We start from the raw sequence: 14,936 nt of genomic DNA on the forward strand, positions 1-14,936 counted from the left end.
ACGGCTATCCGCTGTTCGGACCATCCTACTCCATATCTACATCCAGTGTACCTATTCCTTCCATCCATTGTCCATTACTTTAATTCCAAGGCTGCAGCCAGTGTAACGTAGGGATCTTCAACTTTCGAGCAGGCACTTCTGTCAAGTCAAAAAAATCGTACAGGAACCCTTCATACCCTCTGGACTTCGATAAAATTGTTTGCAGTCTCTCTGTTTGCGCGTGACGGTCGTGTTCACTCGGTGCTAAATAAAACTCTTCTACACATTCCAAATAGTGAAGAGGAAATAGCAATCGTCCGTAGATGAGTCGCCATGAAAAGGGGCTAAGTGGTCCGTATGATTGATAATCTCGATAAAAGGTTTGGACGTGGTGCGCGAGCGTTTGACCGTATGTTTCGTGTTGTCCGCGTGTCCAGTCTGCGAGATCCCGTCCGGCATGATCAAACACCCAATCCATCGGCACTTTAACGTATCCCTGATCTGTCCATGTTCCTTCGTGAAAGCGAAGATGACATGCCGTCCCTGCGTCACCATCTTTAGGCGTCTCATCCATTTCTGTGTCCACAACGTATTGGATCGCATTATCGGTAAGCGCCATGTAATATGGAAATGACTCCACGAATAGTCTGTCAAACTCGGTTTCAAATCCACCCATCATCATACCTTGCCAAACTTGCTCCATTTGTTCTAGGCGTTGCTCCCATAACGTCTTCCACTGTCCTATTCGATTTAAAGATTCAACGCGCTCTGGAATGGTTCGGGCACGCCAATGAAACTTCGCCAACTTTCTCCCGATTGAGGAAGGAGTGCGATATTCCATTTGATTGTTGTATAACACTACATAGGCTTCCTGTCCGTCCTTCACCACGTACTGATCTTGTTTAGCTGGAAGAAAACGAGCTACACTTTTATCTCCTTGATTGGCAATGTGTTCGGCCATTCTATGCATTTCATACAATTCCTGTTGTTCCATATTCGTAACGGGCACAATAAGATATAACACACCACCAACAGAAGTGGCTTGATATCGTCCATATAGAAACGTCTGCGTCGCCTCGATACCATATTCTTGTAACACACCATGTATCGTCATGATAAACCCCTTTTCAAAAGGCAATGTTACTTCATATGTATGTAGGCAGTTTTGAAAACTTGTTAGTGGTTTGGAATGGGATATAATTAAGAAGGAAACGCTAGATAAATGCTTGGAAAAAAAGGAGCGTTTTAGATGGGATTAAAGAAATTAAATAAAGAAGTAGTCGTCACCTGGTTACAAGAGCGTGGAGTTACTGTAAACGACATTGCAGAACTCGTCTACTTCCTGCAATCAAACTATCATCCTGAATTAAAAATGGATACGTGCGTTGAAAATGTAGAACGAGTGCTTTCAAAAAGAGAAGTTCAAAACGCAATCATCACTGGCATTCAACTAGATATTCTTGCCGAAGAGAAGCAATTGCGTGCTCCTCTTCAAGAAATATTGGAAGTGGATGAAGGGTTGTACGGGATTGATGAAGTACTTGCCTTAGCCATTGTCAACGTGTATGGTTCCATCGGATTTACGAATTACGGCTATGTTGACAAACTCAAACCTGGAATATTGAAACGCTTAAACGATAAAACGACTGGCGAGTGCCATACGTTTCTTGATGACATTGTCGGTGCGATTGCTGCAGCTGCCTCCAGTCGGTTAGCACACGGTGCATTTGAGGAATGATAGAAATGCTATAACCAACGCCATTCATCTAGCGAATCGAGCACATACGTTGGAGACAATCCTTCTTGTATAGCATCTTCCCGCGTAGATACACCTGTTAACACAAAGGCTGTATCGACCCCAGCTCGTTCGCCCGCAAGCAAATCTGTATGTACATTATCTCCTATAAGAACAGCATCCTGTTCTTTGACGTTGTAGGCAGTTAAAGCTAAATCAATCACATGCCGCTCTGGCTTTCCAATGAAGAGCGGCTGTTTGTTTGTTGCCAATTCAACCACTTTCGTTAGACTCCCGTTACCTGGTTGAAACCCTCTCTCTGTTGGCAATTGTGTATCTGCATTTGTTGAAATAAACGGTACACCTTGCTGCACCCAGTATGCTGCAGTAGCTAGTTGCTCGTACGTGCATTTCCGATTGAGTCCCATGACAACAGCTGCTGGATTTTCCTCACTAAAGGTAAAACCAGCCTCTTGTAACGGTACGGTCAGCCCCTCTTCTCCTATCCAATAAACGTGTGCACCAGCAGGAATTTTTTTCTTCAAAACAGCGACCGTAGCAATACTCGTTGTGAACACTTGCTCAAAGCTAGCAGGAATGTCAAAGGACTGCAAATGATTCACAACATCCTCACGTGTTTTCGTCGAATTGTTCGTGACAAACGCGTAGGAAATTTGCTCGCGATGCAATTTTTGTACGAAGCGCACAGCTGCCTCAATACGTTCTGTGCCTCGATACATCGTCCCGTCTAAATCCAATAAGTATAAGCCATACACTTTTGACATCACACTGCCCCCTTACGATGGTTTAAACGCTGAAACAGGTCCGAGTTGTGTGGCTAAATATTCACGGACAGCTAGGCTAAACTGCGCGAACTGATCCTTATATGTTGAAAGGGTGTTCACAATATCTTCGTGCGGAACATTTGTATAATCTTGCATAAGTTTTTTTCGAAATGGAAGCAAGGCGGATGCAGCTTCTTTGCAAGCTCCATCAATCACTTTCTCATCGTATAAAATAGCCAGTACATCTTCATAACTTCCTGGATCACGCATAATAAATCCGTCAATCATCGCATTGCCTACGTCCATCATAGACTCGATCATCATATGGGTAACCCGTTCAAGGGCTGCCTGCTCTAAACTTGTCCGAAAGCTTTGTACAGACGAAAACAAGTTTAGCTGGCGATCAAAGTATTGTAATGACCGTTCAATTTGTTCTCGGTCGACAAAATACATGGATTTCATCCTTTCTAAAAAACGAGCATTTTTTTCTAGTGTAACACAAATATTGTCGAAGTTTGTATGATAGTGCTACTCAGTCAAGCAAGGGCTTGAGTAAAATACTTCCAAATAAACAAGAACCTTTGGTTGAATAAAATTTGTGCACTTTTATCACCCTAGAAACAAGGGGTGACCCAAATGACACAGCAACACAAAAAACAACCACTCGATAAAGAAGAGGAAGTGTACACTGACTTTTCGAATGTAGAAACCATGCGGAATTTTGTAGCACCTGAACCCTTTCCTGAAGGTCCATATGGTGCGCCACGGGGGGAAAACGAGCCAGTCGTGAACAAGACGACACCGTGGGAAGAAGGGCAACGGTACTATAGTGCTTATAACTATGAGAACAAGTCTCTGCATGCAGATATTCCAAGAGGCATTGCGCCTTCCCACCCAGCACATGATGATCCAAACAGGAAAGAAGAACCGCCGTATGGGCAAGACGGGTCTGATAAAAGTGATGTAGATATGCGTGCAACGATTCGAAAAAAACCGCTATACGAATAATGATTTAAAAAAAATGAAGCGAGGATATGTTTCATCTCGCTTCATTTTTTTATTTTTTTTAGAATGAAGTAAGCACAACCGAAATTACAATGCTCATATAAATAATCCTGGATCGTACTGGCTTTATTATCAAAGGATGCCTTTTGATTTTGATCATCAAAAAATCCTCGCAGTCGCAGTTGGCCATATCCCCAATCCCCGACGATGTAGTCGTATTTTGCCAATATATCGCTATATCTTTCGACAAAGGCATCTTCTTGAAATCCATCTCTTTGCTCTTCAATTAGCTCATATTGTTGTTGCTGGACGACAATCACTCACTCTGCCTCCTTTACCGGCCTGTTCGTTTCTTTATTATATACCCTCTTCCCATCAATTACTAAGTGAAAAAACAAGGTGTTGTGGTCACTCTATCTAATGAGGGGGTGTTAGAAGGTGAGAAACACAATGTACGCTGTAGGTCTATCTAGTCTTCTTCTAATCGCAGGTGGTTGCGCAGGCGATGATGGTGCTGCTCGCGAGGACATCTATAAAGAAAGTGGTAACACAATAAACGTACAAAATCGGGAAGACATGTATAATCCGAACAATGCGGACACAAACCGCGAAAAAGGGGAAGAATTCGGATACGTCCGTCACCAGAGCAGTGGTATTATGGGTGACACCGCTTCCTATGACGATATTGGCAGTATTGACCGTGAAAAAGTGGCGGACACTATCGGGAAAATAGTACTAACTGTTCCAAACATTCAAGACGTTGCCACACTTGTTACCGATGAAGAAGTGCTCATGGTATATGAGACCGATACACAAAATCGCTTTGAGACGGCAGACCAAGTGAAAAAATCTGCAATGTCAGTCGTGCCACGCTATTACCATGTGTACGTAACCGACGACACATCATTCTTGAAAGAAGTAGAAAATTACGCTTATATCGACTCCAACACAGATAATTATGAACAACTGATTGACCGTACGATTCAAAAAATAGTGAAATCTGCTCCTCAAGGGCGCAAAATGAGTGACGGAGAAAACGCTAACGGCGAACAACAAGGCGAAATGAACGCACGTATGAACCGTGAAGGTGAAAATAAAGACAATGGACTTCAACAAGCGGAAAATCAGACTGAATCTAATCGCGAGGGACTCTCCCGGACGATGGAATAACAAAAGGGATGTCCGATAAGTGACAGCTCACCACGGTTTTACGCCAAATATAGGGTTTGTGGCTTTTGACGAACACTCTATTTGGCGTTTGTGGTGACTGTTACTTTGCTTTTAGGAGCTCTTTTTTCAGGCTTGCATCTTCTCGTTGTGAGTTGGTTCACCTTTTGCTTGACGTTCTTTAGCTGCTGCATTCACTTGCTCATCAGCATGGTAAGATGAACGCACCATAGGACCTGCCTCACAATGTGAGAAACCTTTTGAAAGGGCAATTTCTTTCAACTCAGCAAATTCATCTGGGTGGTAATACTTTTGAACATCCAAATGCTTCTTCGATGGCTGTAGGTATTGTCCGATCGCCATGATATCTACGTTATTTGCGCGAAGGTCATCCATCGTTTCGATAATTTCTTCCTTTGTTTCTCCAAGACCGACCATGATGCTCGATTTTGTTGGAATGTCTGGTTGCATTTCTTTAGAACGCTTTAAAAACTCTAAGGAACGTTCATACGTTGCTTTAGCACGAACTCTCGGTGTTAAACGGCGAACCGTTTCAATGTTGTGGTTAAGAATATCTGGCTTTGCGTCCATGAGTGCTTCTAAATTTTCATAGACTCCCCCCATGTCACTCGGGAGTACTTCAATCGTTGTAAAAGGATTTTTTCGGCGAATAGCACGAACCGTTTCTGCAAACACTTGAGATCCTCCGTCTTTCAGGTCATCACGTGCAACAGCAGTTATGACAGCGTGCTTTAAATTCATTGTTGCTACAGAGTCTGCTACGCGTTCTGGCTCTTGTAGATCTAACTCCGTTGGTAAACCGGTCTTGACCGCACAAAAACGACATGCCCGCGTACATACGCTTCCTAAAATCATAAATGTAGCTGTCCGACGAACTGCCCAACACTCGTGAATATTCGGGCACCGCGCTTCTTCACAGACCGTATGTAGATTTTGACTGCGCATAAGTTTTTTCAACCCGGTGTAATTCTCATTCGTATTTAATTTTATCTTGAGCCATTCCGGCTTTCGCAAATACTCTTTCTTTTTTTGTTCTGCCACTGTAGGTCTCACTCCTATTTACAAAGTCGGTCAAAGACTAAATTCTTTTTCGTACACTACTTGTCACTTTACCATACGAAAAAGACTACGACAACAACTCCGGTTTATACATGAACTTCCAGTAATTACACAGAGTAAAGCCCCCCTACAGTTCCAAACTAACTATATAAAATACGTGTCTTGATGCTAGGAGAGGAGTAGTAAGAAGATGCGAAAAATCCTCCAACTTAAGTGGGTAATTTGTCTATTAGTGGTTACTATTGGGGGTTTTCAAACTACCCACGCAAAAGAAACACTATCCCAGGACGAACTGTATAAAAAAAGAATGGAATACTACGAACGAGTGGAAGCTGTTACACAAATACCATGGTACTATTTGGCTGCAATTGATCAATACGAGCGCACAATAAGATATGCACGTAACGATTTACCCGATCCAGAAGGCACTATCGGTATTTGGATCCCGGAACAAAACTGGGTAGGGTGGTCAAATCCTGACAACGCTGATCAAGATGAGGAACGTATTCAGTTTTTTGAAGGATTCGGTATAGACGGTGACGGTGACGACCTCGCAGATCGTACAAATGATATCGATGTGCTCACTTCGTTTGCGAACTACTTGCTAAAGTACGGTACAGACCACGACAACATAAAAATTGCGTTGTGGAACTATTATGGACGCGATAAAACGGTCGGACTCATTATGGGTAAAGCAAAAATGTACAAAACAGTGGGGCAGTTAGACTTGGATCTGCATGCCTTCCCCCTCCCTCTCCAATACAATTACTCGTACAAAAATACGTGGGGAGATTCACGTGGTTGGGGAGGTAGACGTATACACGAAGGTACCGACATCTTTGCTGATTATGGAGTTCCTGTACTCTCCACCTGCTACGGTGTAGTGGAGATGAAAGGCTGGAACCAGTTTGGCGGATGGCGCGTAGGGATTAGAGACATCCATAACAACTATCATTACTACGCTCATTTAAGTGGCTTTGCACAAGGATTGGAAATTGGACAAGTAGTTGAACCCGGAACACAGATTGGCGGTGTGGGGAGCTCGGGCTATGGGCCTCCAGGAACATCCGGTAAATTCCCTCCACATCTGCACTACGGTATTTACAAGGATAACGGTTGGACAGAGTGGTCATTTGACCCATACCCCCGCTTAAAACTATGGGAGCGCGAAACTCGTTCACGTTCTTAAGCTAAAAAGAGGTCATCACAATAACGTGATGACCTCTTTATCTTTATGATTTCTGTTTACTCTTTTTCACAGCGTTTATAATGCTGGCTGCTAAACCACCCCAGATAATCACGATCCCAAGTACAGCCATCACGATAGCATTGCCATCCATTAGCTTGAAACCTCCTTATCAGCAGAAGCGGATTTTGGTACTTCCAAGCTCGTTTTCTTCCATGACTTTGCTTGCGCAAGTAACACACCGACAAGGATAGCACCGATGGCTACAGACCACCCGTAATTGAATATGAACTCTCTTGAGTAGGCTCCACCACCATAATCACCAAGTAAGTTTTCTTTTAAGAGTCCATACATCATGTAACCGAGCATAAGCGGTGTAATAATCGAAAGGCAAATTTTCCACCACGCACCGAGTTTGATGTCTGAGACAGCATCCGCATGGTTCTTCAGTGGCGTCAATTGTTTCGCAAACCAAGCGATAAAAACAACTTCGAACAATCCAACAAGAGCAATACCAAATTGATTAATAAAGTAATCTGCAACATCTAAGAAGTTCAATCCGCCTTGCGTTGCGAATACGAGCGACAGCAACGCTGCTAAACCTCCCCCAAAGAGTACAGCCGTCTTCCGCTTGACTTCAAATTTGTCCATAATCCCTGATACGAAAGCTTCCACAATGGAAATCAATGAACTTAATCCTGCAAGTGTCAATGAAGCAAAGAAAAGGAATCCAAATATTCCATTAAACGCAGGGAATTCATTGATAATTTGTGGGAAGACAACAAACGCTAATCCAACTCCACTTGCAACAACCTCATCAATTGCTACGCCTGATTGTGAGGCCATAAACCCTAGTGCCGCAAATACACCAATACCTGCAAGAAGCTCAACAGATGAATTGGCAAAACCTGTGATGAATGCATTGTTTGTAATATCCGATTTCTTCGGTAAGTAACTAGAGTACGCTATCATAATGGCAAAAGCGATAGACAAGCTGAAGAAAATTTGACCGTATGCTGCGACCCATACGCTCGGTTCCCCAATCATTGCCCAGTTCGGTTGGAAGAATGCGTTCAGACCGTCGATCGCCCCTTCCAAAAACAATGCGCGAACGGTGATGATGAGAAACATCACGAGTAAAAGCGGAATCATAATACGGTTCGCAATTTCGATCCCTTTTTTCACTCCTGCAGATAAAACGCCTAATGCGATCACCCAAACAAAAATGAGTGGGATGAACACGCTCGGTACGAGAGACCCAAATTCGCCTGCTGCTGTAGTTTGAAGGTAATCCTCAAACAAGAAAGCTTGGGTGTCTGTACCCCATTGCTGACCAAATGAAAAATACGAAAACATCATGGCCCAGGCAATAATAACTGAATAATACGTAGCGATAACAAAGGAGATCGCTGTTTGCCACCAGCCAATCCACTCTCCACCCTTACTTAATCGTGCATATGTGAGTGGTGCAGAGCCACGGTATTTATGACCCATCGTAAATTCGAGAATAAGAAGCGGGATACCAGCTGTTAATAACGCAAATAAGTACGGTAAAAAGAAAGCTCCTCCTCCATTTTCGTACGCGACGCCAGGAAAGCGCCAAATGTTTCCGAGCCCGACAGCCGATCCAACAGCAGCCATGATAAAGCCGGCTCGCGTGCCCCATTGTGCACGATTTTCCATAGGAAAGACCTCCTCTTCCTTTTCCAACTTTCACAAATTGGAGATTTTATTATTTTCAGATTTTAGTAGTTCAAATATTAGTATAGCGACGAGCTCACATTATGTCAAAAGGATTTTAAAACTTTTGTCATAGACTTACTACAGATGCATGTCAGATATTTTGCCTAGTGGATTTTTTTCAATCATAAAAAAAGCCACTTGAACATTAAGTCCAAGTGGCTTTTTTTATACTTGCTGAACAGCTTCTTCTCGTAGGGCATATTTTCTCCGTAACAATCCCAATACGAGAAAAGTAAGAAGAATCGTCACTACGAAGGAAAGCCATACAGATCCTGTAAAACCCATTAAGATAAAGCCAATCACACTGATACCCCCACCGATAAGTGCGTAAGGTAATTGCGTCACAACATGGTCGATATGGTTCGATCCAGCCCCTGTACTCGAAAGAATTGTCGTATCCGAAATTGGTGAACAATGATCACCTAAAACAGATCCTGCCAATACCGCGGCCAATGCTGGAACGAGTAGCTCTACGTCAACTGCGACAAGAATGTCCCCGGCAATCGGTAACAGGATAGCGAAACTTCCCCAACTTGTCCCTGTTGCAAACGCCATAAAGCCTGCCACAAGGAATAATAAAACCGGTAACCACGCAGATGAAATGGCTGAGTCTTGAATGAGGCCTGCTAAGTAACCTCCTGTGCCCAATTCACCAATAAGCGTTGCAATTGTCCAGGCAAAAATAAGAATATACACTGCTGGCAGCATCGATTTTGAACCTTGTGAGAGTCCTGCTAAGAAGGTATGCCCTGGAAGCTTAGCGCCTACCCATTGCAAGGCTGCGACTACTGCACTAGCACTCCCCCCGATAAATAAAGCGAAAGAGGAATCAGCATTTTCAAAGATGGAAAGCGGCGCAAAGCTTCCTCCTGCTGTCGCACCCGAATAGATCAATGCACCTACTGTAAAAACAAATAGTGAGGCAATCGGGTAGACGAGTGCGCCAATTTTACCGAAATCAGATGTCGGCAGTGGCGTACCTGTTTCACCAGGCACGTCCTTCCCCTCATCAAACAAAGTGCCTGTACGTAAAGCAAGTTCCTCGTGTTTCCTCATCGGGCCTACTCCAATCGACCAAATCGATGTAAACAAAACGAGTAGCAACGCCGTCCATACGTAGAGATTTGCCGGAATCGTAGCAAGAAACATACCGAGTTCAGATTCGTTCAAGCTATGCTTCGCGATGACGTCCGTTCCAAGGATACTAATAATATACGCGCCCCAGCTCGACAATGGGGCAATGACACATATCGGGGCAGCTGTAGAGTCAATTAAATAGGCTAGTCGAGCTCTAGCTATCCGTTTACCGTCTGTAATCGGTTTCGCTACTTGTCCCACAGCTAAGCTATTAAAATAATCATCAATAAAGATTGCGATTCCGAGCATGAATGTAACGATTTGAGCCCCAGCCCGCGTCTTCACACGTTTCAGTGCCCAGACTCCAAATGCTTGAATGCCACCATTCATCGACATAAACGCGGTTGTAATCCCTAATAACAGTAAGAAACCTAAAATGTATAAGTTCCATGTGTTGAGGGCAAATCCACCCTCGCCTACTGAGTAAAAAACTCCAGAGACGGCTCCCCACAACGAACTCGCCGAATCACTTACAAATTCTCCACCATTCCCAGCTGCATCAATCCCTAACAACACAGCCGCAGATAAAATACCTACACCAAGTGATAACAGCACACGACGCGTTAATAGCACCATCACGATAGCAATCACCGGTGGAAGTAAAGAAAAAACTGTTTCTATCATGGTTTTCTCCTCCTATCACATAGTGAGCTACATCTCGCAACACAACAACAAAAAAACGTCATGATCACAAGGATCACCACGTTACGTTTGGTATCCATTATTTGCGATCTGTAGCTCCCCATTATGAGATAGATCTCATAATGACAGTGATGACCTTCTTCAAGTCATCCCCAGAATGAAGTGAGGGAACACTCACTTCATTCTTCGGCATGCCTCCCTTTCGGCTTCCCTCATCGATGTCCTTCTCGGAAAGCGTACTTTTGAGCACATGCAGCCTCTACATATATCAATGTCCCGTACTAGAATAGCAGGCAGTTCAAGCTTTGGCAAGTGGAAATAGTTTGCACGCAATTTCTCATAGGACTCTCTCTATTCTTACTCTCTTGGTCCACTCAAAGGGAATTCAATTGCAGGTGATGGGACTCCACTAGTTTGCCCACCCTCAGAATTGTCGTAGAAAAAATCCGGTACTTCTCCATCAAAGATTGTAGAGGCGATTAATACACTTTGATTCACAGTTGCACGCTCAGTTGCAAACGGAATGATAATCTCAACGTTTACTTGAATGTCAGCGTATATAGCGAGAAACGAATTGTTAATTCCAAATTCCGTTATCTCGGCTCGAAGGTCTGCTTTTGCATCCCCAGCAGCTTGGAACCTAATGGGGATTTCTGGACCTAAGTTACCGAGCAGTGCATTTTGAGTCGCTTGACCAAGTGGTACTCTAAACACAAAGCCCTTTTCTTCACTTGAATCGAGGTTCATTTTAACATCGGTTTGCATCTGCAAATCTTCAATATACCCACGTTCAGCCTTCTTAAGGTTTTCTTGAATAAGCTGAATGATTTCCGTTTGAACTTGGTTTACTTTGTTTGTGTTTATATCCCTATATGAAGAAGAGCCCTCTACTTCTATAAAATAATCTTCAACCTGTGTATTTTTGGAAATATTTTCATTGATTGCACTGTTGATTACGCTTGTAGCGATCGTCCGTGTTTGTGTATCAGCATAGCTAATGAGTGTGGGCTTAATTCCTGCATTAATGAGCCATAGCCCTGTTACAGTAGACAAAATGAAAAATACAACGCTCAATAAAAACACGTAACGAAAAGGTAAAGGGCCTCTTCTCATCTTAGGTCGTCTTCCCCGGAAGCGCGGCAAGGCTCATCCCTCCTTATCCACCACTATATGCGCCCAACCGGGAAAATAGCATCGGGCGACAAAAAACGATGTGTCCGTTTTTTGTCGCCCGAATGTTACCTATCCTTATGATTGTTCAACCATTTTTACAAGCGCGTCTTTGCCGATAGTACCCTTTGTGATGCCATATTTCGATTCAGCCTCCAACGTCACTGATTCAAGTGGGGCCTCCATTAATTGGTCAATCGTTTTAACGCCTGTAGCTCGCCCTGCCACGATATGGCGGTCTGCCAGCTTTTCATTCAACAGTTTGACGTCTAACGCGCCGCACATAATATACCCAATGTCGTTTTTCACAGCCATTAGGTGCGTTTTCGGAAGTTGAACAGAAACTGCAATAAATGTATGTCCTTTATATTCAATGGGGTATACATTCATCATACTCTTGCCCACTCCTTTCCTCGTTACAAAGTATGTAAACAGTGAAGATTACGTGCGCTCTTGAATGGCTTCTTGAAGCAAGTGTCGTAAAAATTGTGGTAAGTGATACGTCTTTTGACAATGGTCAAAGGTCGGAAAAAAGTGACCATACGTAAACATATCGAGTGTAGCTACCGTGTACGAGCGTTCCTTCTCGATCTGTTCACCAGCAATTGAGAGTATGTGTGTGCCAGTCACTTCTGGGTACGTGACCAAATGGCCCATCTCTTTCCCGCGGAACCCGAGACCTTTAATTTCCAGATTATGCCAGCGGTCTTTTTTTACTTCCCGCAATACCTCAAGTAGCTCTTCTCCAGAGGTTTTTATCGTACACACGTTAATAGGATGTGGACAAGCTTGATGAAGAGTGGCTAGCGTAACAGATCCCTGCGGAAAATCATGAAGGATGACTCCTTCATTTATAAATGTAACATCAGCACCACTCCAATGATGAATATACTCACACAACCAGTTTGATACTTGATCCTTTTTAAGGTCGGTTGCAAGGATATTGATCACAGAGCTCTCCAGTCTCTTTATCCCATCTTTAACAAGCGTTTTTGCTAGCTGTGGTGTTTTGTTAGGAAGAAGACTAGTATCTGATAGCCGTGCCTCCTTGCTTAGAACGATGCCGGCTTCCTTACCCCATGAAAGGCTAACGTGTCCAACCCACTGCCCCCATTTCCCAGCACAAGCTAAAAGAACGTCACCTACCCTTTTGCCTTGAGGAAGGACGTGATGAGTGTGAGCGCCTAAAATGACATCAATAGCTGGACACATGTCTGCCAACCGTTCATCTTCAGGAAGCCCTAAATGTGAGAGGACAACCACGATATCAACCTCTCCTTTTATCCGTTCAACTTCTTGCTGAATGGTCGCAATCCCGTCTCCTACATCCCAACCTAACGCTTTATAAAACGGTACAAAGGGAACGGTTGCCCCGACAATACCGACCTTTGTTCCAAGCTCAGTATGCAGAATAGTAGATGGTATGCACCAAGACGGTCGTTCACCGGAAATCATAAACAAATTCCCTACCACAACTGGGAAAGGTGCATCCTGATAAAGGATTTCTAATTCGCCAGGGGAAAATGTGATGCCTTCGTTATTTCCAATCGTCACTGCATCGGGTTGAAGCTCAACAAGCATCTGCCGATTGGATTGTCCTAAAGTCGCCTCCGTGAGTGGATGAGCACGATCGGCATGATCCCCTAAGTCAAATACAAATACCGTATCTCCAGACTTTGTTAGTCGTTCTCGTTCCGTGTGAATGTATTCAGTAATGGCTCCCCATTGTTCAAAGTGACTGTGTATATCGTTGATGTGGTATAAGTGAATCGTTTCCAAGATCGTCCTCCTCTCCAAACAATATTTTTAAAATTTTCGAATCCTCCCAGCGCAAAAAACAAACCTCGCCAACCTGTAATAGGTGGCGAGGTTGTGTGAGAAATCGAATATTACCCGATAGAACCTTCCATCTCAAACTTGATCAGGCGGTTCATCTCTACAGCATATTCCATTGGAAGTTCTTTTGTAAATGGTTCGATAAAGCCCATCACGATCATTTCAGTTGCTTCTTCTTCTGAAATGCCGCGACTCATGAGATAGAACAATTGCTCTTCAGATACTTTCGAAACCTTCGCTTCGTGCTCTAAGGAGATGTTGTCGTTTAGGATCTCATTGTACGGAATCGTGTCAGAGGTGGATTTGTTATCCATGATAAGCGTGTCACACTCGATGTTAGAGCGCGCTCCCTCTGCTTTGCGTCCGAAGTGAACAATCCCACGATACGTTACTTTCCCACCTTGTTTTGAGATCGATTTAGAAACGATCGTAGAAGATGTGTTTGGTGCTAAATGATGCATTTTCGCACCAGCGTCTTGGTGTTGACCTTTTCCTGCAAGCGCGATGGAAAGCGTCATACCGCGGGCACCTTCTCCTCGAAGGATGACTGCTGGATATTTCATCGTTAATTTAGAACCGATATTTCCATCGATCCATTCCATCGTCGCATTCGCATCACAAACAGCACGCTTTGTCACAAGGTTATAAACGTTATTCGCCCAGTTTTGGATCGTTGTATAGCGGCAGTATCCTCCGTCTTTCACGATGATCTCTACAACTGCACTGTGTAGTGAATTTGTCGTGTACACAGGAGCTGTACAGCCTTCTACGTAGTGAACGTGCGCGCCTTCGTCAACGATAATGAGTGTACGCTCAAATTGTCCCATGTTTTCTGAATTGATGCGGAAGTACGCTTGAAGTGGCGTATCCACTTTAATGCCTTTTGGTACGTAGATGAACGAGCCACCAGACCAGACGGCAGAGTTCAATGCTGAAAATTTATTGTCTGCAGCAGGGATGACTTTACCGAAATGCTCGCGAAAGATGTCCTCGTTTTCTTTTAACGCTGTGTCAGTGTCTTTGAAAACGATGCCTAGCTCTTCCAAGTCCTCTTTCATGTTATGATACACAACTTCGGATTCATATTGTGCCGAAACCCCTGCCAAATATTTTTGCTCTGCTTCTGGAATTCCAAGTTTATCAAACGTTTGCTTGATTTCCTCAGGCACCTCATCCCATGAACGTTCTGACCGTTCAGATGGCTTTACGTAGTACGTAATTTCGTCGAAGTTAAGCCCTGCCAAATCACCACCCCATTGTGGCATTGGCATTTTGTAGAACTGTTCCAGAGACTTCAAACGGAAATCTAACATCCATTGAGGTTCTTCTTTCATACGTGAGATTTCTTCGACGATCTCGCGCGTAAGACCTCGCTTCGAACGAAAAATTGATACGTCTTTATCATGGAAGCCATACTTGTAATCGCCGATCTCTGGCATTTTTTTTGCCATGCTTCATTCCTCCTCGTTTA

At 43.7% G+C, this 14,936-nt stretch carries 16 protein-coding genes and 1 riboswitch; of the genes, 4 read left to right on the top strand and 12 right to left on the bottom strand.

The annotated features are described in order from the left end of the window. Positions 1 to 79 precede the first annotated feature (79 nt). On the bottom strand, positions 80 to 1,093 hold the full coding sequence (gene yutH / locus HHK01_RS12365) for a spore coat putative kinase YutH (protein ID WP_170008059.1): 1,014 nt from the start codon (positions 1,091 to 1,093) through the stop codon (positions 80 to 82). Positions 1,094 to 1,228: 135 nt separating this feature from the next. On the opposite strand from yutH, the gene HHK01_RS12370 reads away from it, so the two are divergent. Continuing rightward, complete coding sequence (locus HHK01_RS12370; protein WP_170008060.1) at positions 1,229 to 1,717, top strand: phosphatidylglycerophosphatase A family protein; 489 nt, start codon at positions 1,229 to 1,231, stop codon at positions 1,715 to 1,717. Between the two features lie 8 nt (positions 1,718 to 1,725). Here HHK01_RS12370 and HHK01_RS12375 read toward each other — a convergent pair whose 3' ends face one another. Next, positions 1,726 to 2,499 carry a TIGR01457 family HAD-type hydrolase gene (locus HHK01_RS12375; RefSeq protein ID WP_170008061.1) on the bottom strand — a complete coding sequence of 258 codons (774 nt, stop codon included), beginning with the start codon at positions 2,497 to 2,499 and terminating at the stop codon, positions 1,726 to 1,728. A gap of 12 nt (positions 2,500 to 2,511) precedes the next feature. Continuing rightward, positions 2,512 to 2,952 (bottom strand): DUF86 domain-containing protein, encoded by a 441-nt coding sequence (locus HHK01_RS12380; protein ID WP_170008062.1) that lies wholly within the window; start codon positions 2,950 to 2,952, stop codon positions 2,512 to 2,514. A gap of 183 nt (positions 2,953 to 3,135) precedes the next feature. Here HHK01_RS12380 and HHK01_RS12385 point away from each other — a divergent pair, with 183 nt between their 5' ends. Further along, positions 3,136 to 3,507 carry a cytosolic protein gene (locus HHK01_RS12385; RefSeq protein ID WP_170008063.1) on the top strand — a complete coding sequence of 124 codons (372 nt, stop codon included), beginning with the start codon at positions 3,136 to 3,138 and terminating at the stop codon, positions 3,505 to 3,507. Positions 3,508 to 3,548: 41 nt separating this feature from the next. Here HHK01_RS12385 and HHK01_RS12390 read toward each other — a convergent pair whose 3' ends face one another. Beyond that, positions 3,549 to 3,824, bottom strand: a complete 276-nt coding sequence (locus HHK01_RS12390; protein WP_170008064.1) for a YutD family protein — start codon at positions 3,822 to 3,824, stop codon at positions 3,549 to 3,551. A gap of 118 nt (positions 3,825 to 3,942) precedes the next feature. On the opposite strand from HHK01_RS12390, the gene HHK01_RS12395 reads away from it, so the two are divergent. Then, positions 3,943 to 4,674, top strand: coding sequence for a YhcN/YlaJ family sporulation lipoprotein (locus HHK01_RS12395; RefSeq protein ID WP_228027569.1), 732 nt, complete (start codon positions 3,943 to 3,945; stop codon positions 4,672 to 4,674). Positions 4,675 to 4,800: 126 nt separating this feature from the next. Here the strand turns inward: HHK01_RS12395 and lipA are convergent, their stop codons facing one another. Beyond that, positions 4,801 to 5,733, bottom strand: coding sequence for a lipoyl synthase (gene lipA, locus HHK01_RS12400; protein WP_170008065.1), 933 nt, complete (start codon positions 5,731 to 5,733; stop codon positions 4,801 to 4,803). A gap of 208 nt (positions 5,734 to 5,941) precedes the next feature. Between lipA and HHK01_RS12405 the strand changes: the two genes are divergently transcribed. Then, positions 5,942 to 6,940, top strand: a complete 999-nt coding sequence (locus tag HHK01_RS12405) for a M23 family metallopeptidase (RefSeq protein WP_170008066.1) — start codon at positions 5,942 to 5,944, stop codon at positions 6,938 to 6,940. A gap of 43 nt (positions 6,941 to 6,983) precedes the next feature. Here HHK01_RS12405 and HHK01_RS12410 read toward each other — a convergent pair whose 3' ends face one another. The 7 genes from HHK01_RS12410 to sufB form a co-directional block, all read right to left on the bottom strand. Next, entirely contained in the window at positions 6,984 to 7,091 is a 108-nt protein-coding gene (locus HHK01_RS12410) for a methionine/alanine import family NSS transporter small subunit (protein ID WP_170008067.1), read from the bottom strand. Then, on the bottom strand, positions 7,091 to 8,620 hold the full coding sequence (locus HHK01_RS12415) for a sodium-dependent transporter (protein WP_170008068.1): 1,530 nt from the start codon (positions 8,618 to 8,620) through the stop codon (positions 7,091 to 7,093). Before HHK01_RS12415 ends, HHK01_RS12410 begins: the two co-directional genes overlap by 1 nt. 225 nt (positions 8,621 to 8,845) lie before the next feature. After that, on the bottom strand, positions 8,846 to 10,441 hold the full coding sequence (locus HHK01_RS12420; RefSeq protein WP_170008069.1) for a Na+/H+ antiporter NhaC family protein: 1,596 nt from the start codon (positions 10,439 to 10,441) through the stop codon (positions 8,846 to 8,848). Positions 10,442 to 10,544: 103 nt separating this feature from the next. Continuing rightward, positions 10,545 to 10,729: riboswitch (Lysine riboswitch) on the bottom strand. 87 nt (positions 10,730 to 10,816) lie between these two features. Beyond that, the gene (gene yunB, locus HHK01_RS12425) at positions 10,817 to 11,602 is read right to left on the bottom strand and encodes a sporulation protein YunB (RefSeq protein WP_170008070.1); all 786 of its coding nucleotides are present in this window, start codon (positions 11,600 to 11,602) and stop codon (positions 10,817 to 10,819) included. A gap of 105 nt (positions 11,603 to 11,707) precedes the next feature. Next, entirely contained in the window at positions 11,708 to 12,022 is a 315-nt protein-coding gene (locus HHK01_RS12430; protein ID WP_170008071.1) for a YunC family protein, read from the bottom strand. A 48-nt stretch (positions 12,023 to 12,070) separates the two neighbouring features. After that, entirely contained in the window at positions 12,071 to 13,408 is a 1,338-nt protein-coding gene (locus HHK01_RS12435; RefSeq protein WP_170008072.1) for a bifunctional metallophosphatase/5'-nucleotidase, read from the bottom strand. Positions 13,409 to 13,518: 110 nt separating this feature from the next. Continuing rightward, the gene (gene sufB / locus HHK01_RS12440) at positions 13,519 to 14,916 is read right to left on the bottom strand and encodes a Fe-S cluster assembly protein SufB (protein ID WP_170008073.1); all 1,398 of its coding nucleotides are present in this window, start codon (positions 14,914 to 14,916) and stop codon (positions 13,519 to 13,521) included. Positions 14,917 to 14,936: the final 20 nt, after the last annotated feature.

Source organism: Bacillus fonticola (genome assembly GCF_012955605.1).
Classification (GTDB): Bacteria; Bacillota; Bacilli; order Bacillales; family JC228; genus Bacillus_CG; species Bacillus_CG fonticola.

Bases quoted from the DNA above. Each gene is read 5' to 3' on its own strand.
- yutH (WP_170008059.1), bottom strand. From the start codon at position 1,093: ATGACGATACATGGTGTGTTACAAGAATATGGTATCGAGGCGACGCAG.
- HHK01_RS12370 (WP_170008060.1), top strand. From the start codon at position 1,229: ATGGGATTAAAGAAATTAAATAAAGAAGTAGTCGTCACCTGGTTACAA.
- HHK01_RS12375 (WP_170008061.1), bottom strand. From the start codon at position 2,499: ATGTCAAAAGTGTATGGCTTATACTTATTGGATTTAGACGGGACGATG.
- HHK01_RS12380 (WP_170008062.1), bottom strand. From the start codon at position 2,952: ATGTATTTTGTCGACCGAGAACAAATTGAACGGTCATTACAATACTTT.
- HHK01_RS12385 (WP_170008063.1), top strand. From the start codon at position 3,136: ATGACACAGCAACACAAAAAACAACCACTCGATAAAGAAGAGGAAGTG.
- HHK01_RS12405 (WP_170008066.1), top strand. From the start codon at position 5,942: ATGCGAAAAATCCTCCAACTTAAGTGGGTAATTTGTCTATTAGTGGTT.
- HHK01_RS12410 (WP_170008067.1), bottom strand. From the start codon at position 7,091: ATGGATGGCAATGCTATCGTGATGGCTGTACTTGGGATCGTGATTATC.
- HHK01_RS12415 (WP_170008068.1), bottom strand. From the start codon at position 8,620: ATGGAAAATCGTGCACAATGGGGCACGCGAGCCGGCTTTATCATGGCT.
- HHK01_RS12420 (WP_170008069.1), bottom strand. From the start codon at position 10,441: ATGATAGAAACAGTTTTTTCTTTACTTCCACCGGTGATTGCTATCGTG.
- HHK01_RS12430 (WP_170008071.1), bottom strand. From the start codon at position 12,022: ATGATGAATGTATACCCCATTGAATATAAAGGACATACATTTATTGCA.
- sufB (WP_170008073.1), bottom strand. From the start codon at position 14,916: ATGGCAAAAAAAATGCCAGAGATCGGCGATTACAAGTATGGCTTCCAT.